Origin of the sequence: Actinomyces culturomici, from assembly GCF_900499005.1 — a bacterium.
Taxonomy (GTDB): Bacteria; Actinomycetota; Actinomycetes; order Actinomycetales; family Actinomycetaceae; genus Pauljensenia; species Pauljensenia culturomici.
Genome location: NZ_LS991316.1, coordinates 520,164 through 546,034, shown reverse-complemented (window position 1 = coordinate 546,034; position 25,871 = coordinate 520,164). Strand labels below are relative to the sequence as shown.

Genomic DNA, 25,871 nt, shown 5'->3' with positions numbered 1-25,871 from the left:
GCTCGGACGGGCGCCCTCAGACCTCGAGCGGCGTGCGGACGAAGGGGTCGGTGGAGAAGCCCTGCTCGACGATGGCGGCCGCCCACTCCTTCGCGCTGAAGAGCGAGTGGTCGCGGTAGTTGCCGCAGGAGAAGACGTCCGTGCCCGGCACGTCCTCCCAGGTCACCTCGGCCGCGATGGCGCGCAGCGAGGAATCGAGAGCGCGGGCGACCTCCTCGACGCTCGGCGTCCCCCAGCAGATGAGGTGGAAGCCGGTCCGGCACCCGAAGGGCGAGCAGTCGATGACGCCGTCCATGCGGTCGCGCAGGAGCGACGCGAGGAGGTGCTCGATCGTGTGGAGGCCACCGGTCGGGATCGCGGTCTCGTTCGGCTGGACGAGGCGCAGGTCGAAGTTCGAGATCTCATCGCCCTTCGGGCCGGTCTCGATCGAGATGAGGCGGACGTAGGGGGCGAGGACTGCGGTGTGGTCGAGCGTGAAGCTCTCGACTTCGGCCATGGGGGACTCCTGTTGACGAGGGCGGGGCGGCGCCCGTTCGAGCGGGGCGCCGCGGCGCCGCGACGGGGTGGACGGGCCCCACGGTAGTCGACGCCGGTCCTCAACACGCGTTTGGCGGCTTTCCTGACGTTTGGCGGGTCGGAACGCCGAAGTTATCGGGCTTTTCGCATTCGGGGGTGTCGTCGCGTGCCGACGAACGTCATCCCTCGGATCGCTGTCTCGGCGCACACGGCGGGTGGGCAGAGGCGTCGAGTGTGCGTGATGCGTCTCGGGCGTCTCCGGCGTCCCTCCTGCACATCCGCATACAGTTTCGGCCCTCGCGGAGGCTCGCCCGAAAGACGGCCGGAAGAAGGTGCAGATCAGGGCTCTGCTCCGCCTTGGTCGACGGAGAAACTGTGTGCGTATTTGCGGGTAGGACGTCCAGGCGCATCCCCTCGGCGGGGGACGGGTACTACGGTTCTTCATGGTCGGGTGCTGCGGCTCCTCATGACAGGGGTGCAGTCGGGCGCAGCGGCAACCCTGCGGCTCTCAGCACCCAGGATCCTCACCGACTACACCCCCAACTGTGAAGAGCCGGTTAGGCTCTTCACAGTTGGGGGTGTAGTCGGTTGCCGATGCCCCGCATGACCTACATCGCCGTCTCGGCGGGCTTCGCGGGCGGGGCGGGTCGTCGAGTGTGCGATCAAGGTTGTTCCGTGCCCGGAATCAGGGGCCCGCATGACCTGGATCGCCGCCTCGGCGAGTTTGGCGGGTGGGATGGGTCGTCGAGTGTGCGATCAAGGTTGTTCCGTGCCCGGAATCAGGGGCCCGCGTGACCTGGATCGCCGCCTCGGCGGGCTTCGCGGGCGGGAAAGGTCGTCGAGTGTGCGATCCAAGTCGCCCCACGCCCGGAATCAGCGGCCCGCGTCACCTGGATCGCCGCCTCGGCGGGCTTCGCGGGTGGGAAAGGTCGTCGAGTGTGCGATCCAGGTGGCCTGACACCCGGAATCAGCCTCTCGCATGACCTACATCGCCGTCTCGGCGGGATTCGCGGGCGGGAAGGGCCGTCGAGTGTGCGATCCAAGTCGCCCCACGCCCGGAATCAGCGGCCCGCGTCACCTGGATCGCCGTCTCGGCGTGCTTGGCGGGTGGGGAAGGTCGTCGAGTGTGCGATCCGGGTGACTCGCACGTGGAAGGAACGGAGTGCCGGGAGCCTGGAGGCCGACGCCTCACCCGCAGAAACGCACACAGTTTCTCCGTCGGCTCCGATGCTGCAGGGCTCTGATCTGCGCTTTCCTACGAGGATCTCTAGAGGGACCCTCCCAACGGGCCGAAACTGTGTGCGGATTCGCGGTGGGGACGTCGGAGACGCCCCCGGCCCACGACTCCGCAATCGGCGGCCGGCCGGGATCCGCCGACTACACCCTCAATTGCGAAGCGCCACTTTACGAACTCTGCCCCTGGGAGTAGGTATGGCCGCACGTCGTCTTCCCCGGCTCCTCGCCGCAGCCTTCGCGATCCTCGTCGTCGGCGCCCTCGCGGGCTGGTCGCTCCGCGTCCTCCTCGCTCCCCCGAGCCCGACAGAGACGGCGTCCCCATACGCCCTCGTGACGGCGCAGTCCGGCCAGTTGGGTCGCGCGATCACCCTCAACTCATCGGCGACCCGACAGGCGACGACCACCCTCGTCTCTCAACTCGACGGAACACTCACGTCCCTCGACGTCCAAGAGGGCGAATCGAACGGTGTGGGATCCCTCCTTTACACCGTCGACATGCTGCCCGTCGTCCTCGCCGAAGGGACCGTCCCCGCGTACAGGACGCTCACCGAGGGGATGAAGGGCCCCGACGTCGTCCAACTCCAACGTTTCCTCAACGCCGTCGGCGGCTACGGCCTCGCGGAGGACGGCGAGTTCGCGGGCCGGACGACGCGCGCGGTCCTCGAGTGGAACCGCTCTCTCGGGATCCCCGATGACCCCACCGTGCCGCTGGGGCGAATCGTCTTCGCCGCTCGCACCCCGCTCTCACTCACGTGGGCCGATGACGTCGAGCTCGGAACACCCGTACACGTCGGCGATCCGATCGGAAAGGTCCTCGCCGACGAGCCGACGTTCACGATGACGATCCCCTCCGGTCAGCTCGCTCTGGTCTCGGAGGGCATGCCCGCATCGATCTCCACGAGCACGAGGACGTGGGATGCCCGGATTGGTCCGATCACGATCGATCCGGAGACGAATGAGGCGACGACGATCCTGCAGCCGGCCGAGGGCGCGACGTCCATCTGCGGCGACGAGTGCGCGCTCATTCCAGCGCAGGGCGCCAAGGGGATGCGCACGACGATCACGGTCGTCCCCGAGCGCTCCGGCGTCGTCGTCCCGACCAGCGCGCTGAGGGTCGACGCCAACGGGGCGACCGTTCTCATCGACGAGGGCGGAGCGCTTCTCCCCGTCGAGGTGCTCGTCAGCGTCTCGGGCCGGTCGATCGTCACCGGCGTCGACGAGGGGACGCGCCTCCGCGTGCTGTCGACATCCGAGGGCTCGGCCGCGGATTCCGACGGCGAGCGTACACCGGACTCCCCCTCCTCAGCGGGGTGAGCATGACGGTCCTCGCCGCGCGCAGCACGACCTTCGCCTATCCGCGAGCGCGCTCCCCGATCGTCGTCGATTGGTCCGAGTCCTTCGAGGCTGGAGCGCTCACCGCCATCACCGGAGGATCAGGATCCGGCAAATCGACGAGGCTCTTCCTCCTCGCGACACTCCTGCGTCCCGACTCGGGGGAGATCCTCTTCAACGGCACCAGGATCGACGCTCTCCCCGACGCCGTGCGCTCGCGATTCCGCGCCGAGCACTGCGGCTTCATCTTCCAGGACGCCGCGCTCGATGGGACGCGGTCGATCATCGACAACATCACCGAGTCCGCCCTCTATCGCGGACGATCCCGGCGAGAGGCGGAGCCCCTCGCCCTCGATCTTCTCGAGGCGGTCGCCCTTGATCTACCGCCGGCTCGCCGACCCGGCGAGATCTCGGGCGGTCAGGCCCAACGAATCGCCCTGTGCCGGGCATTGATCGGGAATCCGGACATCATCTTCGCCGACGAGCCGACGGGGAACCTCGACGCACAGACGGGCAGCCTCGTCATGGATGTCCTCGCGAAGCGAGCGCACGCCGGTGCGATCGTCATCGTCGTCACGCACGACGCCGAGGTCGCGGCCGTCGCCGACCGGCGCATCGCGATCGGAGGCGACGCATGACGCGCCTGCTCCTTCTCCTCTCCGAGATCAGGGCGAGTGCCCTCGCGCAGCGCCTCACCTCCCTCATCGTCGCCCTCATCATGGCAGTGGCGACGGCGTCGGTCATCGCGACTGCCGGATACGCCGCCGGACGTCAGCAGCAGATCCTCTCGACGGTCGACGACATGGGCACGCGCACGCTATCGATCCACACCGCTCACGTCGATTCGCCCCTCACCGCGGGTCTCGCCCGGTCCATCGCCGCCTACGACCTCGTCGACCATGTGGCGGCCTTCTCCGATGCCTTCGACGTTTCCGCGTACGACGCCAGTGGCGCGACCCGAGTCAGCGCCCGGCGCGTGTACGGCGCGTGGGCGGACGAGCGTCTTTCGGGGCTCGATGAGCGCATCCCTGCGCAGATCGACCGGGCGATCGCCTCTCCGGGTGTGCTCGACCTCCTCGGGCTGCCCGCCTCGGGAGGGACGGTTCGCGCCGTCGGCGACGGCCCCGAGTACCAGGTCGTCGCGGAAGAACCGCTCCCCGAGTTCCTCCGGGATCTCGAGCCGGTCCTCCTCATTCCAACGTCGGAGACGCCCACGACGCCAGTCGCGTCGATCCTCGTCGTCGCCGACTCCTCCGCCGACCTTCCCTTCGTTGAGCGACTCGCCCTCGACCACCTGTCCGGAATCCCCTCCTCGGAGTACACCGTCGCGTCCTCGCAGCAGTACGCCGCCTTGCGCACGGCCCTCGACGGCTCGCTCACCGCCTCGAATCGGGTCCTCATCCTCGCGACCCTCGCGATCGCCGCGCTCCTCGTGATGATCGTGGTCTGGGTGACCGTGCTCATGCGGCGCCGCGACTTCGGCCGGCGTCGAGCTCTCGGCGCGACGCGGTCGATCATCGTCGCCCTCACTATCGGACAGGTCGCTCTCGTCTCCATCCTCGGCGCCCTCGTCGGCACCGGTGCGGGGCTCTTCCTACTCGCGCTCCGCTCTGCGCCGCTACCGGGCGCCTCCTTCGTCCTCGCGAGCGCGATCGCCCTCGTCCTCGTCTCCGGCTCGCTCGCGGTCCTCCCCGCGCTCTGGGCGTCCTCGCGAGACCCGCTCCACGAGCTCCGCGTCCCCTGACCAGTCGAGGTTTCGGTCGGAGCATCGCCGGGGCGGGTGTCAGTTCCTCTCGGAGAAGGTCTGGCGGCGCTGCTCGAGGCGCATGAGATCGCGGAATGCCTCGGCGTAGTCGGGATCGTCCTCGTCGAGACGCTGGAGGCGCGAGCGGGCCTCGCCCATCTTGCGGGTGAGATCCATGCGGACGAGCGCGGCGACGACTCCGCGACAGTACGAGCGCATCTCGTCCTCGCGGTCCTGCGGCAGCGGCGCGACGGCGAGCTCGGAGACGGCGACGCCCACGATCTCCCCGGCCTCCTCGCGGACCTGATCGACGAAGCGGCGGGTCGCGGCGTCGCGGGCGCGCTCCCCCTCGCCGAAGTGCGACTCGGCCGAGCGCAGGAGCGCGGCGAAAGCGTCGAGCCCGCCGAGCGCGCGGATCGCGTCGTGGACGGCGCGATGGGTCGGGACGGAGAAGGACGAGCCGTCGAGGTCGTCGAAGCCGGATCCGATGAGGTACATCGGGTGTTGAAGGGCCGCTTCGAGGACCTGGCGCTCGAGCTTCGCGATGGGGTCCTCGGGGCCGCGACGCGGCGCGGGCGCAGGGATGCCGGCGCCCGCCATGTCGCTGGCCTCCCCGTAGCGGGGCTCGGCGGTGGGCCGTTGGGCGTGGCGGACCGCGTCGGAGACCGTGCGGATGTCCATCCCGAGCCAGCCGGCGAGCGAGCGCGTGTACTCCATGCGCAGCGCCCGGTCCTTGATGCTCGAGACGATCGGGGCGGAGGCGCCGAGGGCGCGGACGCGCCCCTCCGCGGTCTTGAGATCGACCTGGCGCAGGACCGAGCGGATGACGAACTCGAAGAGCGGGGTCCGCGAATTCACGAGGTCGAGCACGGCCTGATTGCCGCGGGCCATGCGGACCTCGCACGGGTCCATGCCCTCCGCGTCGACCGCGACGAAGGTCTGCGAGGCGAAGTTCTGGTCCTCGTGGAAGGCACGCAGCGCCGCCTTCTGGCCCGCCGCGTCGCCGTCGAAGGTGAAGATCACCTCGGACCCGCGGGCGCGCCCGTCGGACAGGAGGACGCCGGCGGCCGGATCGGCGGCGTCGCCGAGGAGGCGCCGCACGATCTTCACGTGCTCGGAGCCGAAGGCGGTGCCGCAGGTCGCGACCGCGCACCCGGCCCCCGCGACGTGGGCGGCCATGACGTCCGTGTAGCCCTCGACGATGACAACGCGGCGCTCGGTCGCGATCCGCTTCTTCGCGAGGTCGAGGCCGTAGAGCAGCTGGGATTTCTTGTAGATCGGCGTCTCGGGCGTGTTGAGGTACTTCGGGGATTCCTGGTCCTCGTCGTTCAGGCGCCGGGCGCCGAATCCGACGGTCGCGCCCGTGATGTCCCGGATCGGCCACATGAGCCGCCCCCGGAACCGGTCGTAGAGCCCGCGATTGCCGCGGGTTCCCAGTCCCGCGATCTCGATCTCCTGGTCGGTGAAGCCCTTCGAGCGCAGGTGGCGAAGGAGCGCGTCCCACGAGTCCGGCGAGTAGCCGACGCCGAAGTGGGCGCACATCGACTGGTCGAATCCTCGGTTCGCGAGGAAGGCGCGGCCCTTGGCGGCCTCGGGCGAGCCGAGCTGGGCGATGTAGAACTCCTCGGCGACCTGATGCGCCTCGAGAAGGCGCTTGCGCTTGCCCGGCTCCTCGGTGCGGACCTGGCGGCCTCCCTCCTCGTAGTGGAGGGTGACGCCGGAGCGCTGGGCGAGGAACTCGACGGCCTCGGCGAAGGGGAGGTGGTCGATCTTCTGGACGAAGGAGATGACGTCCCCGCCCTCGCCGCAGCCGAAGCAGTGCCACATGCCGAGGTGGGGGCGGACGTGGAAGCTCGGAGTGCGCTCGTCGTGGAAGGGGCACAGTCCTTTGAGGGAGCCGACGCCCGCGGGCCGCAGGGCGACGTGCTCGCCGACGATCTCCTCGATCCGGGCGGCCTCGCGCACTGCGGCGATGTCCTCTTTGCGAATGAGACCGGGCATGGGCGTCAGTCTACCGACGCCCGTCGCCGCCTGCGTCCGGTCCCCACGCGCCCGTCCCGCCGAAAGCATCACCTTTCCCCGCCGAAAGCATGGCGGTTTCAGGCGGTGAGTGCAACGGCGTTGTCGTCGAGTAATTTTTGCATGAGTTCGGCGGGTGTTTTCCAGCCGTGGCGTTTGCGGGGTCGGGTGTTGAGTTGGCGTTCGGCCTCGGCGAATGCTTCTGGGGGATAGTCGTTCAGGTCGGTGCCTTTAGGGAAGTAGTCGCGCAACAGGCCGTTGGTGTTCTCGTTGGACCCGCGCTGCCAGGGCGAATGCGGGTCGGCGAAATACACCTTCGTTTTGGTCCGGCTGGTCAGGTCTTTCGCGTTCGCCATCTCCCCTCCCTGGTCCCACGTGATCGTCTCGCGAAGCGTGAGCGGGAAAGGGCTGATCATGTCGGCGAGCACGTCGATCACACTTGCCGTGTCGTGGCACGCTGGCAGGGGCCGGACGAGCAGGTAGCCCGTGGTGCGTTCCACCAGGGTGATCGCGGCGCTCTTGTTGTTCGCCCCCACGATCAGATCCCCCTCCCAATGGCCCGGAACCTGGCGTCCTTCCACCTCTTGGGGCCGGTCCACGATCCTGGCGCCCTCCACCCACGACTTCCCCTTCGAGCGCGCCAGAGCCAGCGGCGAACGCGCCAGGCGACGCGTGCGCCCCGACCGCAACGCCTTTTCCACCTTGAGCTCTTGACGCAACGCGCCGCGCCCATGCACATACAGGGCCTGATAGATCGTCTCCGGGCTGATCGTCACCCCCCTATTGTCCCCACACGCCCAGGCCCGCGAGATCTGCTCAGGCGACCAGTGCTCGTTAAGCTTGGCGACCACGAAGGCGCGCAGCCGAGGATCCTCCAGCTTGAACGGCTTGGGACGAGCCCGCCTCCCGGCAGCCTCCTCATGAGCGCGTACCGCCCGATACTGGCCGCCCCCACGATCCAACTCCCGCTTCACCGTCGAGGCCGCCACCCCAAGCTCGCGGGCGATCCCCCGCATGCTCATCCCCTGACCGTGCAAGTACTCGATGAGCTGGCGGCCCCCGATCGTCAACCGGGCCCCATGCCCGACCCCGCTGACCAGCCCCTCCACAGGGTCGGCGGGCGCACTGCCCACCCACCCGCCTCGCGAACCCACACGAAACGTCATGCCCCAATCTTTGGCCCACTTGCGGATCGTGCACACCGCGACACCCACCCGCAAATGCACCTGCCTAACCGGCACACCCTCAATCAGCAGATCCAACACCTGGCGGCGAACCGCCTCAGAACAACGAAAACCCACAGCAACCACCCCACACACTCAAGGCGTTGCACTCACCACCTGAAACCGCCCATCACCTTTCCCCGCTGAAAGCATCACCTTGCCGCGTCGAGGAGATCTCCCCCGCCATTCAGCTCACAGCTGCGTCGAGAGCATCCCGCACAGGCGGGCGTGCCACTTCGATGCGGAGGCGTCCGTCAGGGAGGCCACCTGGTCGACGACCGCGCGCACGCGCCCAGCCTCGTCCTCGGCGATCCGCCACGCGGCGGCGAACATCGGCTCGAGCGCCGCGGGTCCGGCGTCGAGGAGCGCATCGACGAGGTCGGCGAGGAGCGTGCGCTGCTGGTAGTAGACGGGCTCGTTCTCGCGCGGGCTCATGACGAAGTGGACGGCGAGGCCCTTGAGGACCTGGATCTCGGCGCGGGTCGACGGCGGGACGACGAGGTCGGCGCGGTACCTCCCGAGCGCGCCCGCCCCGAATTCGACGCGGGTCGCCGTGACGGCGGCGCCGCAGAAGCGGCCGATGAGTTCGCTCGTGAGGTCCTTGAGACGCGCGAGCGACGCGTAGGACCCGTCGAATCCGCCGATCGACACGTCGAGGGCGAGGAGTCGTTCGAGCGCGTTCTCGAGGTCCGCGCGCGCGACGCCGCGCCCGTACCAGTCGATCGTCGAATCGATGACGGCGGAGGCGACCGCGTCATCGCCGAGCGATTCGACGCGGCACTTCCCGGTCGCGATCGCGTCCTCGACGTCGTGGACGGAGTAGGCGATGTCGTCGGACAGGTCCATGATCTGCGCCTCGAGGCAGCGCCTGCCCGCGGGCGCGCCCTCGCGCATCCATGCGAAGACCGGGAGGTCGTCGGCGTAGACGGAGTACTTGCGCGCCGACTTCACCGGGTCGGGCCCGGCCCCCTTCGCCCACGGGTACTTGCAGATCGCGTCGAGGGTGGCGCGCGTGAGGTTGAGGCCCGCGGGATCGCCGTCGGGAGCAAGGACCTTCGGCTCGAGGCGGGAGACGAGGCGCAGGGGCTGCGCGTTCCCCTCGAATCCCCCGCAGTCGGCGGCGAGCTCGTCGAGGACGCGCTCGCCGTTGTGCCCGAAAGGCGGGGGGCCGAGGGCGTGGCTGAGGCACGCGGCGTCGACGACGTCGGGGTTCGCGCCGAGCTCCTTGCCGAGCTCGCGACCGACCTGGGCGACCTCGAGGGAGTGGGTGAGGCGCGTGCGGACGAAGTCGTTCGACGCGGGCCCGAGGACCTGCGTCTTCTCCCCGAGGCGCCGCAGCGCCGAGGAGTGGAGGATCCGCGCCCGGTCCCTCTCGAACGCGGTCCTCATCGCGGACTTCGCGGATTCGGGGGTACGTCGGGCCTGGTCGGCCTCCGAGTAGACGGGGACCAGGCTCGTTTCGACGAGGGGTCTCGAAGCTGCGCTCACGCCCCCAGACTAACGAACGAGCGCCCCGACGCATCGGGCCCGATTGTGTGTCACCATGGAGAAATGGTGGAACGACGAGGTCTCCAGGAGAACGTGCGCACGGTTCTCGTGCATCGGGCGACGCGGGGTCCCGCGCCCTGGTGGCACTCGTCCGCGATCTTCGACCCCGACCGCCCGCTCGACTCCTCCGACCCGGAGCGCCTCCTCGAGTTCGCCTCCCTCGCCCGCGCCGCGGGCTTCGACGCCCTGGTCCTCAGTCCCTCGCCCGAGGATGTCGACTCGGCGGGCACGCCCGTCCCGGGCCTCGTCGCCCGTCTCCACGAGCTCGGGCTGCGCGTCGTCGTCGCCCTTCCCGCCGATGCCTTCGCCGACCTCGACGATCCGGACGTCGACGCGGTCGACCGTGAGTCCCTCGTCCTCGCGCGCACGCGCCTCATTCTCGAGGCCGGCGCCGACGGCATCGACCTCGGCGAATGCGGGGAGTATCGCTCCTCCCGCGACCCCGACCGCTCCACCGCCCGCGCGCGCGAGCGCTTCGCCGCCCTCGTGCGCCTCGTCGAGTCGGAGGCGATGGCCGCCGACTCCCAGCCGATCGTCATCGGGCGGATCACCGGCGCGGACGCGTCGCACGTGCGCGCCCACCTCGAGGAGGACTGGTTCCACCAGCTGCGTGACGACGCGCTGCGCCGGGTCGCCTGGGACGCCAGGTCGATCGAGAACGCGGTCGTCTCCTCCCTCGAGTCGCGCGACCGCCTCGGCGCGATCACCCCGTGGTCCGTCGACGTCGCCTGCGCGGAGCCGGGCGGCGGCCTCGCCCTCGCGCTCTACGCGCTCTCGCTGCCGGGCGCCGCGCACGTCCTCTTCGGGCCCGACGCGCTCGCCTCCGACATCGGCGCACTCCCGATCGACGAGGTCGTCCCCCTCGCGCTCTCCGTCCGCTCGTCGAAGGGCCTCGGCACGGGCAGCCTCGGGATCGTTCACGGGCTCGCCTGGGCGGCCCCGGGCGTCGTCGTCCACCTCAACGGCCCCGTGATGGTCGTCCTCAACACGTCGGAGCAGCCGGTGTCCGTGCCCGGTCGAGCGCCGCGCCTATGCTCCTCGCACGCGCTCGGCACGGCGGCCGACGGGTCGACGATCGTGCCGGCGGGCGCCTGCGCGTGGTTCGAGACGCCGCGCATCCGCCCCGCTGCGGCCGCCTACTGGGACTGACCCTTTGACATGGGCACCGCGCGGGGCTACCGCGCCTTGAAGTAGTCGAAGAGCTTCGTCTCTCGAACGAGGAGTCCTGCCGCCAGTGCGCCGAGCACGAGCCCGGCGAATCCGACCGCGCCGAGCAGCCCGGCATGCGCCCACAAGTCCCCTCTGTCCCCCGCAGGGGCGCGGAGGATCGCCCAGGAGAGCGCGGGAAGGACGAGGACGGAGCTGGCGACCCCGATGACGACGGCGTGCGCGAGGAGTTTGGCAAGCAGGTCCGCCCTTCCGACGCCCGCGTGCAGATCCGAGGCGAGTTCGAGGCGGCGCCTGCGGACGGACAGTGCTCCGACGACGAGCGAGCCCGCCCCGAGCGCCCACATGATCGGGGCGGTGATCCGTCCGAAGTAGCGGGCCTGCCCGTCGAACGAAGATCCGAGACTCGCGTTCACCGAATAGGTCTCGACCTGTTGGTTCTCCCCGGAGGGGATGACCGAGGTCCGCATGAGCGAATCGACCTCGGGCTTGAGGGGCCAGAGTCGAACCCAGCAGGCGTCGAAGACGCCGCCGGCGGGCACGGGCACGAGCGCCGAGTAGGCGAAGCCGGTGCGACGCCCGTCGGTCTCGTCCCAGCGGTAGACGCCCTGGACGCGCGCGGAAGAACCGTCGGCGAGCGCGAGTTCGCCTCCCGCCGCGAGGCCGAGGGCGTCCCCGACTTGTTCGGCGAGGACGACACCGACACCCGGTGAAAGGGAGGCCATGTCGAACACTCCGCCGATGTCGCCGGCGTACTCCCAGGTCTGAAGCGATGAGGACGGCATCGCCGCCGGCGTGAGTGACTGGTCCGCCTTCCTCATCGCGACGGCACCTGCGACGCCCTCGACGCGGGCGAGGGCGCGGCACCCGGCACCGTCGATCGCTCGGGTCGATTCGACGACGCGGACGGACGCCATCGCTCGCTGGTAGTTCTGGGCCGCTTGCGCCTCCCGCGCGATCACGCGAAGGTCGAGGGCGATGCCTCCGCCGATGAGGAGGGAAACGACGAGACTCCACACGCCGATCCACGCGGTGCCGCTCGTCATGTCGCGCCACGCTTCGCGCGCGAGGGCGCGCCGCGTCATCCGTTCACGCATCGGGCCTCGCCTCCCGCGTCGCGGCCCCGGCGCCGGTCGAGCCGTCGTCGGCGGAATCGACGTCCGCGTAGGCGGCGAGGTCGATGACGCGTGTACACCTGTCGCGCACGTGCGGATCGTGGGTGGCGATGAGGACGACGAGGCCCCGATCCCGCAGCGCCGTGAGCGTGTCGGCGACGTGCGCGGCGGTGCGCTGGTCGAGTTGGGCGGTTGGTTCGTCGACGAGGAGCACGTCCGGCTCGGAGGCGAGTGCGCGGGCGAGGAGCATGCGCTGCGCCTCTCCGCCCGACAGGGTCTTGAAGAGGCGTTCGGCGACCTGGTCGAGCCGGAAGTCGTCGAGCAGGGCTCGCGCCCGATCGTCCGCGTCCGCGGGGGCGAGCCCTTGCGCGAGGAGCGGCAGGGCGACGTGATCGAGGACGGTTCGGCCGGGCACGCCGTGCGGGTTCTGAAAGACCCAGGCGATTCGCGGTTCGTCACGTCGGGCGTCGGCCCCGGCCTCGTCCCCCGTGGGCGCGCCGACGTCGATGCTCCCCTCGGCGGGGGCCAGCCACCCGGAGATCATCGACAGGAGCGTCGACTTGCCGGAGCCGGAGGGGCCGATGAGCGCGACGACCTCGCCCTCCCGAATCGTCTCGTCGAGCCCGCGGAAGAGCCAGGGACCATCGCTGAAGCGGTGCCCGAGCATTCGCAGGCTCACCGGCATTCGAGGCCCTCGGTGTCCAGGTCGACGTCGGTGAGGGGATCGTCGGAGGTGATGTAGGACTGACCGAGCTGCGAGCCGACGATCCGGACCTTGTGGACGCTGCCGTCGTGGGCGACGCACGCGTCCGCGCCGATGATTCCGAAAAGCGACGAGGGCGGGACGACGAGCGCGCTCACGGGAGTGGCGAGCGACCATGGGACGGAGAAGACGCCCTCGCCGTCGCCGAGGGCCGTGGTGAACGCGGCGTACTGGTCGGATTCCTTGATCGCGCGAATCGTGTCGGGGTCGGTGATGACGCCGTCCGCGGGCACGGGCAGGGCGCCCGTCGACAGGGTGATGACGCGGTCGCCGGGCATCGCCTCCTTCGGGAGGGTGAGGACGCCGCGCTCGACGGAGTCGGTGACGTCGAGGAGGGCCGCAGTCGGATCGACGGTCGCCCCGAGGCCGACCTCGATGCCCGAGACGGTGACGGAGGCCGCGGGGATCCACGCGAATCCGGTGGTCGGCACTTCGGCGGGCACTCCTCCGGCACCGTCGTCGATGCCGAGGAGGTCGGCGGCGGCGCGCCGCGTGTTCCAATCGGCGATGCCTGTGGCGTCGACGGCGTAGCCAAGGCGCGCGAGTTCGGTCTGCAGCGCGCGAACGTCATCGCCTTCGAGAGCGTTGACGATCGGGCGGTAGAGGGGCGTCGTCGTGGCAAGGGCGATGAGGGACGTCCCGTCGATGCGGGCGATTTCCTCTCCCGATTCGAGCGTGTCTCCGACGGAGATGGGAAGGGCTGTCATCTTGCCGGAGAGCGGCGCCGGTATCGAGGTCGTGTCGCCTCTGACGAAGGCGAGGGGGATCGTGCGGGCGTCGTCGATGACGCGTGTTTCAACGGGGGCGCTGTCGAGTGCGGGAGCGGCGTCGAGCGAGGCGGGGACGGGGGGGGGGAGGACGAGGGCGCCGAGGGCTGCTCCGCCGCAGCCGACGAGGGCGCACGCGAAGGCGCCGATCGCGAGGGGGCGGAGAGGGATCCTCATCGTCGAGTCCTTGTCTGTCGGGCAGCCGATTTCAGAATAGGGGCGAGGAGGCGGCGCTCGTGTCTCCATCGGCGTTGACATTCATCAACTCCCTGTCGGTGAGAACTCGAAAATGGGCCTTACGAGGTCGGGGTTCGGAGCTCTGACCGCTCGTCGGGTCGTAGGCGCACTCCATGTACACCTGAATTCCGTCCTCCCGATCCCCGATGTAGGTGAACGCCTCACCCGGGCTTCCGATGATCACCTCGCCCCTCATCGTATGGGGCTGCTCGATCCAGGTAGAGAGTTCCTTCTCAAAACGCTCGACCGTATAGGACGGATCCAAGACCCCTCGACGCACCATGCAATCAATCACCACCTGATCGGGGTCAAGCTTCATGGGATTGTGGTGAAGTCGCCCATACAGGTAGGTGAGTTCCCTGTAGTGGATCCGTTCGTCGCATTGCTCGAGCACGTCTTGAGCCTCGCGCCCCTGCTGGTCCACCTCGACATGACTCCCCGCCGGCACCCACAGATCCTCTTCGAAGATCGCTCCAGAGAAGCCCTCGTTCTTCATGCACTGATCCAGCACCTGCTGCGCCTCGAGCATTTCAGACTCGGACAACTGATGGTCACTGAGAATCGAGGCCGCAGGCTCGTCTGTTCCGACCGAGGCGATGAGCTCATCAAATTCCGGCTGATACCGATCCCCAGGGCTCGACGCCTTCGGCGACGAGCACGCGGTCGCGGCGAAGAACACCACGACGACCGTAAGAAGCCGCGCCGCTGCGTTCATCACCTTCATCATCGCTCCGTCTTCGTTCAGTCCTACCGAGCCCCGTCGACAAACTCGTCATCCGGGGTGATTGAAGGGTCGATTTCGCACTCGAGGAACAGCTCGAGTCCCCGTTCCCGGTCCGTGTATGTGTGCGCCTCGTTCGGGCCACCTTGAATCACGCCATCGATCGTCGGTGCTGACTCCATCCAGGCGTCCTCCTCACGACTGAACTGCTCGACGGAATAATCCGGATCGATGACATCGAACCGCTTGAGGCAGGCGAGGATCGCCTCATCCTGGGTAAGGTGTTCCGGATTCGTCCTCATCGCCCAGAACACGCTGTGAATATCGCTGAAGAGCGTCGAGGTTGAACACTCGGAAAATGCGGCCGAAGAGTCCCGGCTATCAGCGGGAATCGGAATTCCAACGTTCCCAGCAAGGTCATCAACCGTCGCACCGGGGAAGCCCGCATCTTCGACGCAGGAGATGAAGGCCTTGTCGATCTCTGCGATCTCCGCTTCGGTGATCAGACGATCCTCCACAATCGATGCGGCCGGCTCAATGCCGGCCGAGCGCGCGACGAGGTCATCAAGCTCGGCCTTGTAGGCCTCCGCCGCCCCTCCCGCTTGCGACGAGCACGCCGACAAAGCGAGGAGGGAGGCGGCGAAGGACAGCACAATCGATCCTCGGAATCCCCGATCGCCCCACCGCTTCATTCGAGATATCACCCATTTCATCCTATACCTCTATCGCGCATTCTCATCGACCCGGTCGCTCACACGTGGTCCGAACTGTCCGTGGACATCGCTAATCCGCCAGCCCAAGAATCTCGTCAGCACTCATTTCTATGCACGCATTATGCGCCGCAGGACCTCGTTCCTTATCGATAAATTGCGGAAATGTCAACACATCCACTCTCTGACCCTCTGGAAGCGCAAAATACCGTTCCATATCCGCTACGTATTGATCGCCCCCGTAGGCAGGATCGACAACCCCCTTCTTCACAAGACAGAAAGCGATGAGCGCATTCGAATCAATATTCTCAGGGTTATTGCGAATTCTCATCGCAAGCATTGTAATCGTGTCTGCAGAGGTCTGTTGGTTGCACGCATCGATGATCGTCCGATAGTCCCCCTCATCGAGCGCGATTCCCGTATATTCAAATCCGCCATCTGCAAGACTGGCTGCTTCAAGTCGCCCCGATCCCGCTACGCACTCCACGAAACGACTTCGCGCCTCAACGACTTCTGCTTCAGTGATCTCATCATCCTCGAGAACTTCAATAAGGAAGTCTGAATTCGACGACGAGCGGAGTGCTTCAAATTCAGACGAATAGCCCGGCCCATGCAGCAACGGTTCGACTGAGTTCTCTGCACACCCCGAAAGACCCAACACGAGCAGGACGCCCAGCCCCAATTGGATGGGCGTCCTGCAAAGCAATATCCTCCTCACGGTACAACAACTGGCCAAGGTCCGGAGGAAATGTATCCGCCATTAAAGGTTCCGGACACACTCCAGGACCCCATTGGAGCCTTCGGCGACTGACGAAACGCTGAATATCCAGAGAATTGGATTCTCGCCTCCGCGTAGTGGCCATTTCCAGGGGTTCCAGTCAGGCACAGCGACTTCATCGAATTTGACGCGATCTTCATGGCTTCACACGTCACGGGAGCCGCATGAGCCGGGGCGATCGACGCACCTGTGATCGCCATGCTCACCGCGCACGCACCAAGGAGTACTGTCATTCGAGACTTCATCGTCCCACCCCTTCTCTCACTGTGGGGAATCCTCTTCCCACACGTTCCAGACTAGAGAGACACCACCATGGGCGACAGGCCGACCGGTATCGCAGAATGTCAACACTTTCCGCACCCGAAGTCGATCAAGCCCGAACAACACGGGTAGCCGATACTATCGATTCACCGTCTCTGTGCGGGATGGACCACCGCATTGGCGAGCGCCAAGCGCATTCGATCAGGGAGGCATCCGTGCTCACCGCCTTCATCTCCACACTTCTCTTCCTCCATGCTGATGCGGACCTCGACCCAGCACCTGTCGACTTTCCGCAGTTCGTAGCCCAGTCCGTTGACGATCGCGGGCTCTGCTTGATCGCCCCGTGGCTTCCTTGGTGCAAGTGAACCGCTGAAACGGCACATATGAATCCGGGACGATCCCTGGCTGGAATAGGCGGTGCTTCCGCCTTTGCGGTCCTTTCCATCATCCTCGGTGGTGCCGACATCGTCGCCTATGGGCATGCGAGCGTCGTCTCGATACCGCTCCTCGTCTTTGCAGGAGTAGCCTTCGCACTGACGGGATTGTTCCCACGCGCGGGCGCCAGCGCCTTCCTCATCCTCCTCGCCACCTTGATCCTCGTTCCCGGAACAGTTGCGTCAGTTGGTCTCCTATGCTTCGGCATCTACGCCGTTGCCGCACTATGGATCTACAAGGGCTGGTACATCTCCGCCTTGCTCGCCATCGTCGGCTACGGGGCAATTCATATTCCCGGCCCCTATGTGCGTGCGGGCTTCCTCGAACTCGCCATCGGAACCTTTCTCAGCGTCCTCGTCGGGTTCGGCGGCAGACGATTCGCCGCTCGCCTGCGCACCGCCGATGTCGCGCTCGCACTCGAACAGGAGCGCTCGCACTCAATGATCGTCGATGCCCGGCAGGCGACCGCCCAGATCCTCCACGACACCGCCGTTGCAAACCTCGTGAAGGCGATCGCTGCGCAGGAACAGGCCCTCTCCATCGCCAGCGACCCACACCTCGCCGGACAGCTCCGCGACGCACTCGACGCCACCCGTGCCGCGATGGCGGACCTCCGCTTCGTCATCGACACCACGCACGCCCCCATCCTCTCTCCCTCCCCCGAATCACTCGACGATGTGGTGCGCGACAGCGAACGGACACTCGCAATCCACGGGATCGTCCTTGAGACGGACATCGACGACACTCTCGTGCGCCAGCTCGACGCCGAAGAACGAGCTCTCCTCCTGACGCTTGTTCGGGAGGGGTGCATCAACATCTTCAAGTACGCCCCGAGAGGCTCCACCGCGTCGCTCATCGTCGAAAGAGCCAGCGACGACGGCCCCGCGAGCATCGAAGTCACCCTCGTCAACGAAAGCGGGCCCAGCGGGTCCGCCGACGCGTCGAACGGGCTCGGCTTGTCAGGTCTCGCCCGCCGAGCGTCCGCCCTCGGAGCGAATGTCGGAGCCCACGTCATCGCAGGTCGGTGGGTCCTCTCTGCTCGAATCCCCCTTGCCCACGTGGAAGCCGAGGACGCACGATGACCGCTCCGCTCACACTCCTCATCGCCGAGGACGACACCGACCTGCGCGGCAGGCTCATCGACCTTCTCTCTCAGCACTCCGAACTCGAGATCATCGCGGCGGTCGACGACGGCGCAGAAGCCCTAATCATCGCGCAGCAGATCCAACCCGACATCGCCCTGCTCGACGTCCGCATGCCCGTCCTCGACGGAATCTCCACCGCCGAGCGGCTGCGCGACCTCGCTCCGGACATCGTTGTCGTCCTCTACACCGCATTCGCTCTTCCGGATCTGCGGAACCGGGCACTTGCAGCCGGTGTTCGCGGCATCATCTTGAAGGATCTGCCTCCCGATCGCCTTGTCGCCAACCTCCTCGCAGCATATTCGGGGACCCGAGTCATCTCCCCAGAACTCGACGCACCGCCCTCCCTCGTCCCCACCTCGACCGTCGACGACAATTCCGCGTTCGCCGCCGCCGTCGCCCATCTGCCCGATCGTCTCCGCCCAGTCCTCATCGAAGTCGCCCAGGCGAAGTCGAATCGGGAGATCGCGCGGGCGCTCAACCTCTCCGAAGGATCGGCCCGCACCTACGTCAGCCGACTCATCATGCTCCTCGGCTGCTCATCACGGACTGAAGTCGCGATCCGCGCGCAACGGTGCGGGATCGGCGAACCCTGAAGCGCGCGTAGTCCAGGAAGAGCGAGGACCCCTCGCGCGGAGAGGCGCGCGCACTCCTCGCAGGCGTTCGTCCCCGCAACGGCATCTGAATAGTCGAGGAACTCACCAGGTCCACTCCTCACGAATTCGGGGAGAGCGAAGTGGCGTTCCAGGTCGAATCCGGAGCGGTTCCCCGAGTACGAGGGATCCATGACCTTCTTCCGTACCAAGCAGAGGGCCATCAGGTCATAGGGATCAACAGTGTCCGGATTGCCCTTAGCAGGGCACCAAGCGCGAGGGCGAGGTGCTTCTTCATCGTTGTCCCCTTGAGAGTCAACGGTCTCTTCCGACCGCTTGCTCACGACGCTAGCGCCGCCATGCGGATACGAGGCATGATTTCGGGATCGCACAATGTCAGCACTTCGCGCCGGCTCGGCCCGATCCGGGGCGTCGGTGCGCCAGCGGATGCCTACTGGGACTGAGCGCCCCCGCGCTCGACGAGGTCGAGGACCGCGCGCGTCTGCGCGGCGGTGAACTGGCCGGGAGCCGACGCGGTTCCGACGCTCGCGAAGGTCGCGGCCGACCCCATGAGGGATCCGGCCAGGCGCGTGAGGGCCCCGGCGCCGCCCATGCCAATCGCGATGATCGGACGGGAGAACTCGGCGCGCGCCCGGACCTGCGCGCCGAGCAGGCGGAGCGCATCGTCGGGCCCGTTCGCCCGGCACGCGATCTTGAGGACGTCGGCGCCCGCCGCGTCCATGCGCGCGAAGACCTCGAGGATCCCCTCCGTCGAGGGCGTCTCCGAGAAGTCGTGATGGGACGCGACGACGACCGCGCCGAAGGCGCGCGCATCGGCGATGAGCTCGTTTGCCCCCGCCCGGTCGATCTCGACATCGACCGCGTCGGCGAGGCCCGCGAGTAGGCGCACGAGGCTCGAGTACTCCGACGCGGAAAGGTTCGCCGCCCCGCCCTCGTCGATCGTGCGGATGGAGGCGAGGACGGGCCGGGGGGCCGTGCTCACCGCCGCGGACCACGCCGCCTCGAGCACGGCGTCGGCGTCGGCGCCCTTGGGAAGCGCGGCGAGCAGCGGATCGACCCGCCACTCGACGAGGTCCACCGGCTCGCCCGCCACCCCGCGCAGAACCGCGATCTCGGAGGCGAGGGCGCGCGCGTCCGCCCCGACGATCGGCGCGATGATCCGCGTCGGCCCGCCGAGCGCGCACGCGCCGCGCCCGGGCGCCCCGAGCGGCCCGGGCCTGCCGACCACAACCGTCGCCGAACCTTCCGCAGCGCTCATCTCAGCCTCCGTTCGCGCCGTCCTCGGCGAGGTGCAGGTGGGCGCGCTCGGCCTCGGTGAGGAACGGCGAATCCAACCACCCGTCGGGCAGGTGCGGGGTCTTCTCCCCGCCGGCCCGTCCGCGCGGCCCCTCGGCCGCCGCCGGGAACTCCTGATCGAGGTCGAGGCCCATGAGCATCTCGTGGAGCTCCTCCAGGCTCGACACCATGCCGAGGGCGTGCCGCGTCGGCCCGCCCACCGCGAAACCGCGCAGGTACCAGCCGATGTGCTTGCGCATCTCGCGCATCGCCCGCGCCTCGTCGCCCTGATCCTCGACGACCCAGCGGGCGTGCCGCTCGATGAGCGCCGCGATCTCCCGCAGATTCGGATCGCCGACCGCGGGCCCACCCATGAGCGTCGACACGATGTCGGCGAACAGCCACGGCCGCCCCTGGCAGCCGCGCCCGACGACCATCGCGTCGCAGCCCGTCTCCTCCATCATCCGAGCCGCGTCCGCACCGGAGAACACGTCGCCGTTGCCGAGCACCGGCACGTCGACCGCCTCCTTGAGGCGCGCGATCCGCGTCCAGTCCGCCCGGCCCGAATAGTGCTGCGTCTGCGTGCGCGCGTGCAGGGCGATCGCGGCGACCCCGCGATTGACCGCCGTCCGCGCCGCGTCGAGGTACGTGATGTGATCGTCGTCGATCCCGACCCTCATCTTCACCGTCACCGGGACGCACCGCCCCGCCCTCGTCCCCGCGTGATCGGCGGCGTCGACGACCGCGCGCACGAGGTCGTCGAAGAGGTCCTTCTTCCACGGAAGCGCCGCTCCCCCGCCCTTGCGCGTCACCTTCGGCACCGGGCACCCGAAGTTGAGATCGATGTGATCGACGAGGTCGCAGTCGATGAGGATCTGCGCCGCCTTCGCCATCGTCTCCGGATCGACGCCGTAGAGCTGGATCGAACGGACGCGCTCGGCGGGATCGGGGCGCACCATCTCGAGCGTGCGCCGATTCCCCTCGACGAGGGCGCGCGAGGTCACCATCTCCATGACGTACAGGCCCGCGAGCGCGTCGACGCCGCGCACCGGCTCGACCTCGCACGCCGGATCACCGGGGGCGAGGAACGAGGGCAGCCCACGCTCCCCCTGCTCGCGGCAGAGCCTGCGGAAGGGCGCGTCCGTAACGCCCGCCATCGGCGCGAGGACGACGGGCGACCACACGCGCAGCGGCCCGATCTCCAGCGGGGAGACCGGGCCGTGCGCGAGCGACGAGGACACTCAGCAGGCTCCGAGCTTCTCGACGAGCCAGGACTTCACGTTCTCGAGCGGGATGCGCTCCTGCGCCATCGTGTCGCGGTCGCGCACCGTCACGGCGTGGTCCTCGACCGAGTCGAAGTCGTAGGTCACGCAGTACGGGGTGCCGATCTCGTCCTGGCGGCGGTAGCGGCGTCCCACCGCGCCCGCGTCGTCGTACTCGACGTTCCAGATCTTCCGCAGGTCGGCGGCGAGCTCCTTCGCCGGGCCCGTGAGCTGCTCCTTGCGGGAGAGCGGGAGGACGGCGACCTTCACCGGCGACAGGCGCGGATCGAGCTTGAGGACCGTGCGCTTGTCGACGCCGCCCTTCGTGTTGGGGGCCTCGTCCTCGTGGTACGCCTCGATGAGGAACGCCATGAGCGAGCGGGTGAGGCCCGCCGACGGCTCGATGACGTAGGGGGTCCAGCGCTCGCCGGTCTCCTGGTCGTAGTAGTCGAGCTTCGCGCCCGAGTGCTCCGAGTGCGTCGACAGGTCGAAGTCCGTGCGGTTCGCGATACCCTCGAGTTCGCCCCACTCGCCGCCCTGGAAGCCGAAGCGGTACTCAATGTCGACGGTGCGCTTCGAGTAGTGGGAGAGCTTCTCCTTCGGGTGCTCGTAGAAGCGGAGGTTCTCCGGGTCGATGCCGAGGCCCGTGTACCACGCCTTGCGGTAGTCGATCCAGTACTGGTGCCACTCCTCGTCCGTGCCGGGGGCGCAGAAGAACTCGAGCTCCATCTGCTCGAACTCGCGGGTGCGGAAGATGAAGTTGCCGGGCGTGATCTCGTTGCGGAAGGACTTGCCGATCTGGCCGATGCCGAAGGGCGGCTTCTTGCGGGCGGCGGCCGCGACGTTCGCGTAGTTGATGAAGATGCCCTGGGCGGTCTCCGGGCGCAGGTAGTGGAGGCCGGCCTCGTCGTCGACCGGGCCGAGGTAGGTCTTCAGCAGGCCGGAGAAGGCGCGGGGCTCGGTCCAGGCGCCGGGCTGGCCGGTCACCGGGTCGGGCACCTGGTCGAGGGTGACGGTGTCGGGGTCAAGATTCTTGCGTTCGGCGTACTCCTCGATGAGCTGATCCACACGATAGCGCTTGTGCGTGTGGAGCGATTCAACGAGCGGGTCGGTGAAGGCGTTGACGTGGCCGGAGGCTACCCAGGTCTCACGCGGGAGGATCACGGAGGAGTCGAGGCCGACGACGTCCTCGCGCCCTCGGACCATGTACTGCCACCACTGCTTCTTGATGTTCTCCTTGAGCTCGACGCCGAGCGGGCCGTAATCCCACGCCGAGCGGGTGCCGCCGTAGATCTCCCCGCAGGGGAAGACGAAGCCGCGGCGCTTCGCCAGAGAGATGACGGAATCGAGACGGGAGGGGGCCTGTGCCACAGCTGCTCCTAGGTTCTGTCGCCGCACCTGGCCGGCGCGGACACGGTAGGGCGAGTCTAGCCGACGAGGGCGCGGCACCGGCCCCCCGGGCCGGAGGCCGATCCGACCGGAAGCCGATCGATCCCGGGCCGGTCGCCCTTGAGGAGATCAGTCCCGAGGCCCGTCTGTCCCGAGGCGGAGAAGGACCAGCAACCGAACGCGCCAACAGCCGAACGCGCCAACAGCCGAACGCGCCAACAGCCGAACGCGCCAACAGCCGAACGCCGACATGGCGAATGGTCTCACCGCCCCGCCGAGAGCATCACCTTTCCCCATCGAAAGCATCACCTTCCTTCGTCGAGGGGATCTCCCTCCCTTCACTGCCTCGCCAGGCACGCCGAGACGGCGATCCGGGTCGCGGGGAGCGCGGATTCAGGGAATGAGCCTCGTCGACGACCGACGACACCTCTAAGCGTGAAGAGGTGCACTCCCCCCTCTCCGCCGAAAGCATGACGTTCGCGCGTCGAGAGTGTGCGCACCGACCTCGCACCCGCAAGAACGCACACAGTTTCCCCATTGGCTCCGATGAACCAGGGCTCTGATCTGCGCATTCTCCCAAGGGTCGTTCTGAAGACCCTCCACCAGCACCGAAACTGTGTGCGGAATTGCAGAAGGAACGCCGGAGAAGCGGCGGCGCACGCGAGGTTTCGCAGCGTCAGTCGCATGACCTCGCCGTCGAAGGCGCACGAATTCGCGGGCAAAGGCGCATGACCTCGCGTGGGGACCGGGGCGCGATGTGAGAGGGATCGCGACCTTTATGTTTTGACAATGGTTCCCATTACGCGGGATGATGACGCCATGACCATCTCCCGTCCTCTTGCCCTGGCCACCGCGCTGCTCGCCGCCGGTTCGCTCGCCGCCTGCTCGACCGGATCGGCGACCTCGTCGACCTCCTCCCAGTCGGGTGCGACCACCTCGTCCACCCTCAAGGTCGAGGCCGCGTTCTATCCGCTCAAGTACCTCACCGAGCAGATCGGCGGCGACCTCGTCGACGTCGAGTCCCTCACGCCGGACGGCGCCGAGCCGCACGACCTCGAGCTCTCCCCCGCCGCCGTCGACACCCTGTCGAAGGCCGACGCGGTCGTCTACCTCAAGGGCTTCCAGGGCGCCGTCGACGACGCGGTCGAGCAGGCCGCGCCGAAGACCGTCGTCGACGTGTCGACCGCCGTCCAGCTCGTCGACGCGACCGAGTCCGGCAATCACGCAGGCGAGGAGGAGGACGCCGACGAGGCCGAGTCCGGCCACGACCACGACGCTGAAGAGGGTCACCACCACGACATGACGGCCGACCCGCACTTCTGGCTCGACCCGGAGCGCATGGGCATGGCCGCCACCGCGATCGGTCAGGCGCTCGCGACCGCCGACCCCGACAACGCCCAGACCTACACGGCGAACGCCGCGTCGGTGACGAAGGCGATGAAGGACCTCGGCGCCGAACTCGTCGACGGCACCGCGACCTGCGAGCACAAGACGTTCGTCACCGCGCACACCGCGTTCGGCTACCTCGCCGACCGGACGGGCCTCACCCAGGTCGGCATCTCCGGCCTCGACCCGGAGTCCTCGCCGTCGCCGGCTCGCCTCCAGGAGATCTCGAAGCTTGTCAAGGCCGAGGGCGTCTCGACGATCTTCACCGAGGCCCTCATCGATCCGAAGGTCGCCGAGACCCTCGCGAACGACCTCGGCATCCAGACCGCGGTCCTCGATCCGATCGAGAGCCAGGTCGATCCGCAGAAGGATTACTCTGCCGTCATGCGCGACAACATCACCGCATTGCAGAAGGCGCTCACCTGCAAGTGACGCGCGATCTCGAGAACTCGGCAGCGGGTGCCCCTGGGGTGGGGGCGCCCGCTGCCGTCGTGAGCCTGGATAACCTCCACGTCGCCTGGGACGCGAACCTCGTCCTCCACGGCATCGGGTTCGACATCGCCCCCGGTCAGACCGTCGCCCTCACCGGTTCGAACGGCTCCGGAAAGTCGACCCTCCTCCACGCGATCCTCGGGACCGCGCCGATCACGCGCGGATCCGCCCGGCTCTTCGGCGTCGACAACCAGGACCGCCGACGCGTCCCCTGGGACCGGATCGGCTACGTCCCCCAACGGATCAGCGTCGGCGGCGCCGTGTCCTCGTCCGCCCGCGAGATCGTTCTGTCGGGACTTCTCGGCCGCCGGAAGTGGTGGTCGGCGCCCGGCGACACCGCGAAGGCGATGGCCGCCCTCAAGCGCGTGGGTCTCGCCCACCGCGCGAAGGAGCCGATGGCGATTCTCTCGGGGGGCCAGCAGCAGCGCGTCCTCATCGCCCGCGCCCTCGTCCGGGATCCGGATCTCCTTCTCATGGACGAGCCGATGGCCGGCATCGACCGGGCCTCGCGGGAGCGACTCGCCGACATCGTCGCCGAGTCGAAGGCCGCGGGGACGACGATCCTCGTCGTCCTCCACGAGCTCGGCGAGCTCGGCCCCCTTCTCGACCGCGAGCTCCACATCGGCTCGGGCCACATCTCCTACAACGGGGCGCCGCACATCGCCGACGACCACGAGCAGCACGCGGACGGCGGCGGCCACCATCACGCCCATCCGACGGGCGCCGGCCCCGCCCTCGTCGACGACATCCTCAAGGGGGCCCGATGACCGCGCTCCTCGCGGGGCTCGCCTCGCTCCTGTCCTCGTCCCTCATGCAGCGCTCGCTCATCGCGGCGCTCCTCGTCGGGCTCGCCGGCCCCGTCGTCGGCACGTACCTCGTCCACCGGCGCCTCGCGATGCTCGGCGACGGCATCGGTCATATCTCCCTCACCGGCGTCGCCCTCGGCTGGCTCGCCGGGACCTTCGCGAACGTCTCCCCGCAGGACTCGTGGGCACTACCGGGCGCGATGCTCGTCTCCCTCCTCGGCGCGGTGACGATCGAGCTCGTCCGCCAGTCGGGGCGCACCTCCGGCGACGTCGCGCTCGCGATGCTCTTCTACGGGGGCATCGCCGGGGGCATCCTCCTCATCGGGCTCGCGGGCGGCACGTCCGCCCAGCTCAACAGCTACCTCTTCGGGTCGATCGCGACGGTGACGTGGACGGACATCGTGATCATCGCGATCCTCGGCGCCGTCATCCTCGCGATCGGCGTCGGGATCGCGCCCGCGCTCTTCTCGGTGACGAACGACGAGGACTTCGCGCGCTCGACGGGCCTGCCCGTTCGCGGGCTCTCGATGGTCGTCGCGGTCCTGTCCGCTCTCACGGTCGCGGTCGCGATGCGGGTCGTCGGTTCGCTCCTCGTCTCCGCGCTCATGGTGATCCCCGTGGCGATCGCCCAGCTCGGCGCGAAGTCCTTCCGGTCGACGATGGCGTGGGCGATGGGGATCGGCGTCGTCATCTGCGTGACGGGCCTGTCGTTCACCTACTTCATCGATCTCTCCCCCGGCGCCGCGATCGTCGTCTTCGCGATCGCGCTCTACGCCCTCGGCTTCCTCATTCGCACCGCGCTCGACGCGAAGCGGAGGGCGTCGCGCATGCGCGAGGTGACCGCCACGGTCGAGCATCCCGAGCACGAGGGGCGCGCATGAGCGCTCACGGGTATGCTGCGGAGGTCGGCGGATCGAAGCGGGAGGGCTCGAG

General features: G+C 68.2%; 22 protein-coding genes. 9 read left to right on the top strand and 13 right to left on the bottom strand.

The annotated features are described in order from the left end of the window. Positions 1-16: 16 nt before the first annotated feature. A complete protein-coding gene (locus tag DY157_RS02345) occupies positions 17-496 on the bottom strand; it encodes an S-ribosylhomocysteine lyase (RefSeq protein ID WP_115727054.1) in 480 nt (159 codons plus the stop codon). Between the two features lie 1,451 nt (positions 497-1,947). Between DY157_RS02345 and DY157_RS02340 the strand changes: the two genes are divergently transcribed. The 3 genes from DY157_RS02340 to DY157_RS02330 are packed head-to-tail and all read left to right on the top strand — an operon-like array spanning position 1,948 to position 4,828. Further along, positions 1,948-3,066, top strand: a complete 1,119-nt coding sequence (locus DY157_RS02340) for a peptidoglycan-binding protein (protein ID WP_160159414.1) — start codon at positions 1,948-1,950, stop codon at positions 3,064-3,066. A gap of 2 nt (positions 3,067-3,068) precedes the next feature. After that, a complete protein-coding gene (locus tag DY157_RS02335) occupies positions 3,069-3,722 on the top strand; it encodes an ABC transporter ATP-binding protein (RefSeq protein ID WP_115727052.1) in 654 nt (217 codons plus the stop codon). Then, positions 3,719-4,828, top strand: coding sequence for an FtsX-like permease family protein (locus DY157_RS02330; RefSeq protein ID WP_115727051.1), 1,110 nt, complete (start codon positions 3,719-3,721; stop codon positions 4,826-4,828). The genes DY157_RS02335 and DY157_RS02330 overlap by 4 nt, the downstream gene beginning before the upstream one ends. A gap of 39 nt (positions 4,829-4,867) precedes the next feature. On the opposite strand, the gene dnaG is transcribed toward DY157_RS02330, so the two are convergent. The 3 genes from dnaG to DY157_RS02315 form a co-directional block, all read right to left on the bottom strand. Beyond that, positions 4,868-6,829, bottom strand: coding sequence for a DNA primase (gene dnaG / locus DY157_RS02325; protein ID WP_115727050.1), 1,962 nt, complete (start codon positions 6,827-6,829; stop codon positions 4,868-4,870). Between the two features lie 98 nt (positions 6,830-6,927). Continuing rightward, a complete protein-coding gene (locus tag DY157_RS02320) occupies positions 6,928-8,109 on the bottom strand; it encodes an IS30 family transposase (protein ID WP_160159413.1) in 1,182 nt (393 codons plus the stop codon). A gap of 153 nt (positions 8,110-8,262) precedes the next feature. Next, positions 8,263-9,558 carry a deoxyguanosinetriphosphate triphosphohydrolase gene (locus tag DY157_RS02315; protein WP_174232116.1) on the bottom strand — a complete coding sequence of 432 codons (1,296 nt, stop codon included), beginning with the start codon at positions 9,556-9,558 and terminating at the stop codon, positions 8,263-8,265. A gap of 63 nt (positions 9,559-9,621) precedes the next feature. Between DY157_RS02315 and DY157_RS02310 the strand changes: the two genes are divergently transcribed. Beyond that, a complete protein-coding gene (locus DY157_RS02310) occupies positions 9,622-10,767 on the top strand; it encodes a hypothetical protein (protein ID WP_160159412.1) in 1,146 nt (381 codons plus the stop codon). 26 nt (positions 10,768-10,793) lie between these two features. Here the strand turns inward: DY157_RS02310 and DY157_RS02305 are convergent, their stop codons facing one another. From DY157_RS02305 to DY157_RS11285, 6 genes are all read right to left on the bottom strand, one after another. Next, on the bottom strand, positions 10,794-11,882 hold the full coding sequence (locus DY157_RS02305) for a hypothetical protein (RefSeq protein WP_160159411.1): 1,089 nt from the start codon (positions 11,880-11,882) through the stop codon (positions 10,794-10,796). Further along, a complete protein-coding gene (locus tag DY157_RS02300) occupies positions 11,875-12,585 on the bottom strand; it encodes an ABC transporter ATP-binding protein (RefSeq protein WP_115727047.1) in 711 nt (236 codons plus the stop codon). The genes DY157_RS02305 and DY157_RS02300 overlap by 8 nt, the downstream gene beginning before the upstream one ends. Then, the gene (locus tag DY157_RS02295) at positions 12,576-13,607 is read right to left on the bottom strand and encodes a peptidoglycan-binding domain-containing protein (RefSeq protein ID WP_115727046.1); all 1,032 of its coding nucleotides are present in this window, start codon (positions 13,605-13,607) and stop codon (positions 12,576-12,578) included. Before DY157_RS02295 ends, DY157_RS02300 begins: the two co-directional genes overlap by 10 nt. A 31-nt stretch (positions 13,608-13,638) precedes the next feature. Beyond that, complete coding sequence (locus DY157_RS02290) at positions 13,639-14,394, bottom strand: hypothetical protein (protein ID WP_115727045.1); 756 nt, start codon at positions 14,392-14,394, stop codon at positions 13,639-13,641. 20 nt (positions 14,395-14,414) lie between these two features. Continuing rightward, the gene (locus DY157_RS02285) at positions 14,415-15,041 is read right to left on the bottom strand and encodes a hypothetical protein (protein WP_115727044.1); all 627 of its coding nucleotides are present in this window, start codon (positions 15,039-15,041) and stop codon (positions 14,415-14,417) included. Between the two features lie 130 nt (positions 15,042-15,171). Continuing rightward, complete coding sequence (locus tag DY157_RS11285) at positions 15,172-15,804, bottom strand: hypothetical protein (protein ID WP_160159410.1); 633 nt, start codon at positions 15,802-15,804, stop codon at positions 15,172-15,174. A 716-nt stretch (positions 15,805-16,520) separates the two neighbouring features. Here DY157_RS11285 and DY157_RS02275 point away from each other — a divergent pair. Then, positions 16,521-17,654, top strand: a complete 1,134-nt coding sequence (locus DY157_RS02275) for a sensor histidine kinase (RefSeq protein WP_160159409.1) — start codon at positions 16,521-16,523, stop codon at positions 17,652-17,654. Next, on the top strand, positions 17,651-18,310 hold the full coding sequence (locus tag DY157_RS02270; RefSeq protein ID WP_115727041.1) for a response regulator: 660 nt from the start codon (positions 17,651-17,653) through the stop codon (positions 18,308-18,310). The genes DY157_RS02275 and DY157_RS02270 overlap by 4 nt, the downstream gene beginning before the upstream one ends. A gap of 448 nt (positions 18,311-18,758) precedes the next feature. Here the strand turns inward: DY157_RS02270 and aroD are convergent, their stop codons facing one another. Genes aroD through DY157_RS02255 form a run of 3 tightly spaced genes read right to left on the bottom strand, consistent with a single transcriptional unit; the run spans position 18,759 to position 22,236 of the window. Further along, positions 18,759-19,586 (bottom strand): type I 3-dehydroquinate dehydratase, encoded by an 828-nt coding sequence (aroD, locus tag DY157_RS02265; protein ID WP_115727040.1) that lies wholly within the window; start codon positions 19,584-19,586, stop codon positions 18,759-18,761. A 1-nt stretch (position 19,587) separates the two neighbouring features. Beyond that, entirely contained in the window at positions 19,588-20,802 is a 1,215-nt protein-coding gene (dusB, locus tag DY157_RS02260; RefSeq protein WP_115727884.1) for a tRNA dihydrouridine synthase DusB, read from the bottom strand. Positions 20,803-20,844: 42 nt separating this feature from the next. Beyond that, positions 20,845-22,236 carry a glycine--tRNA ligase gene (locus DY157_RS02255; RefSeq protein ID WP_115727039.1) on the bottom strand — a complete coding sequence of 464 codons (1,392 nt, stop codon included), beginning with the start codon at positions 22,234-22,236 and terminating at the stop codon, positions 20,845-20,847. 837 nt (positions 22,237-23,073) lie between these two features. On the opposite strand from DY157_RS02255, the gene DY157_RS02250 reads away from it, so the two are divergent. From DY157_RS02250 to DY157_RS02240, 3 genes are read left to right on the top strand one after another with little or no spacing between them, the layout of a single operon-like run. Then, positions 23,074-24,072: a metal ABC transporter solute-binding protein, Zn/Mn family gene (locus DY157_RS02250; RefSeq protein WP_115727038.1), complete on the top strand. Its 999-nt coding sequence runs from the start codon at positions 23,074-23,076 to the stop codon at positions 24,070-24,072. A gap of 59 nt (positions 24,073-24,131) precedes the next feature. Continuing rightward, positions 24,132-24,899: a metal ABC transporter ATP-binding protein gene (locus tag DY157_RS02245; RefSeq protein ID WP_115727883.1), complete on the top strand. Its 768-nt coding sequence runs from the start codon at positions 24,132-24,134 to the stop codon at positions 24,897-24,899. Beyond that, positions 24,896-25,819, top strand: a complete 924-nt coding sequence (locus DY157_RS02240; RefSeq protein WP_115727037.1) for a metal ABC transporter permease — start codon at positions 24,896-24,898, stop codon at positions 25,817-25,819. Before DY157_RS02245 ends, DY157_RS02240 begins: the two co-directional genes overlap by 4 nt. Positions 25,820-25,871: the final 52 nt, after the last annotated feature.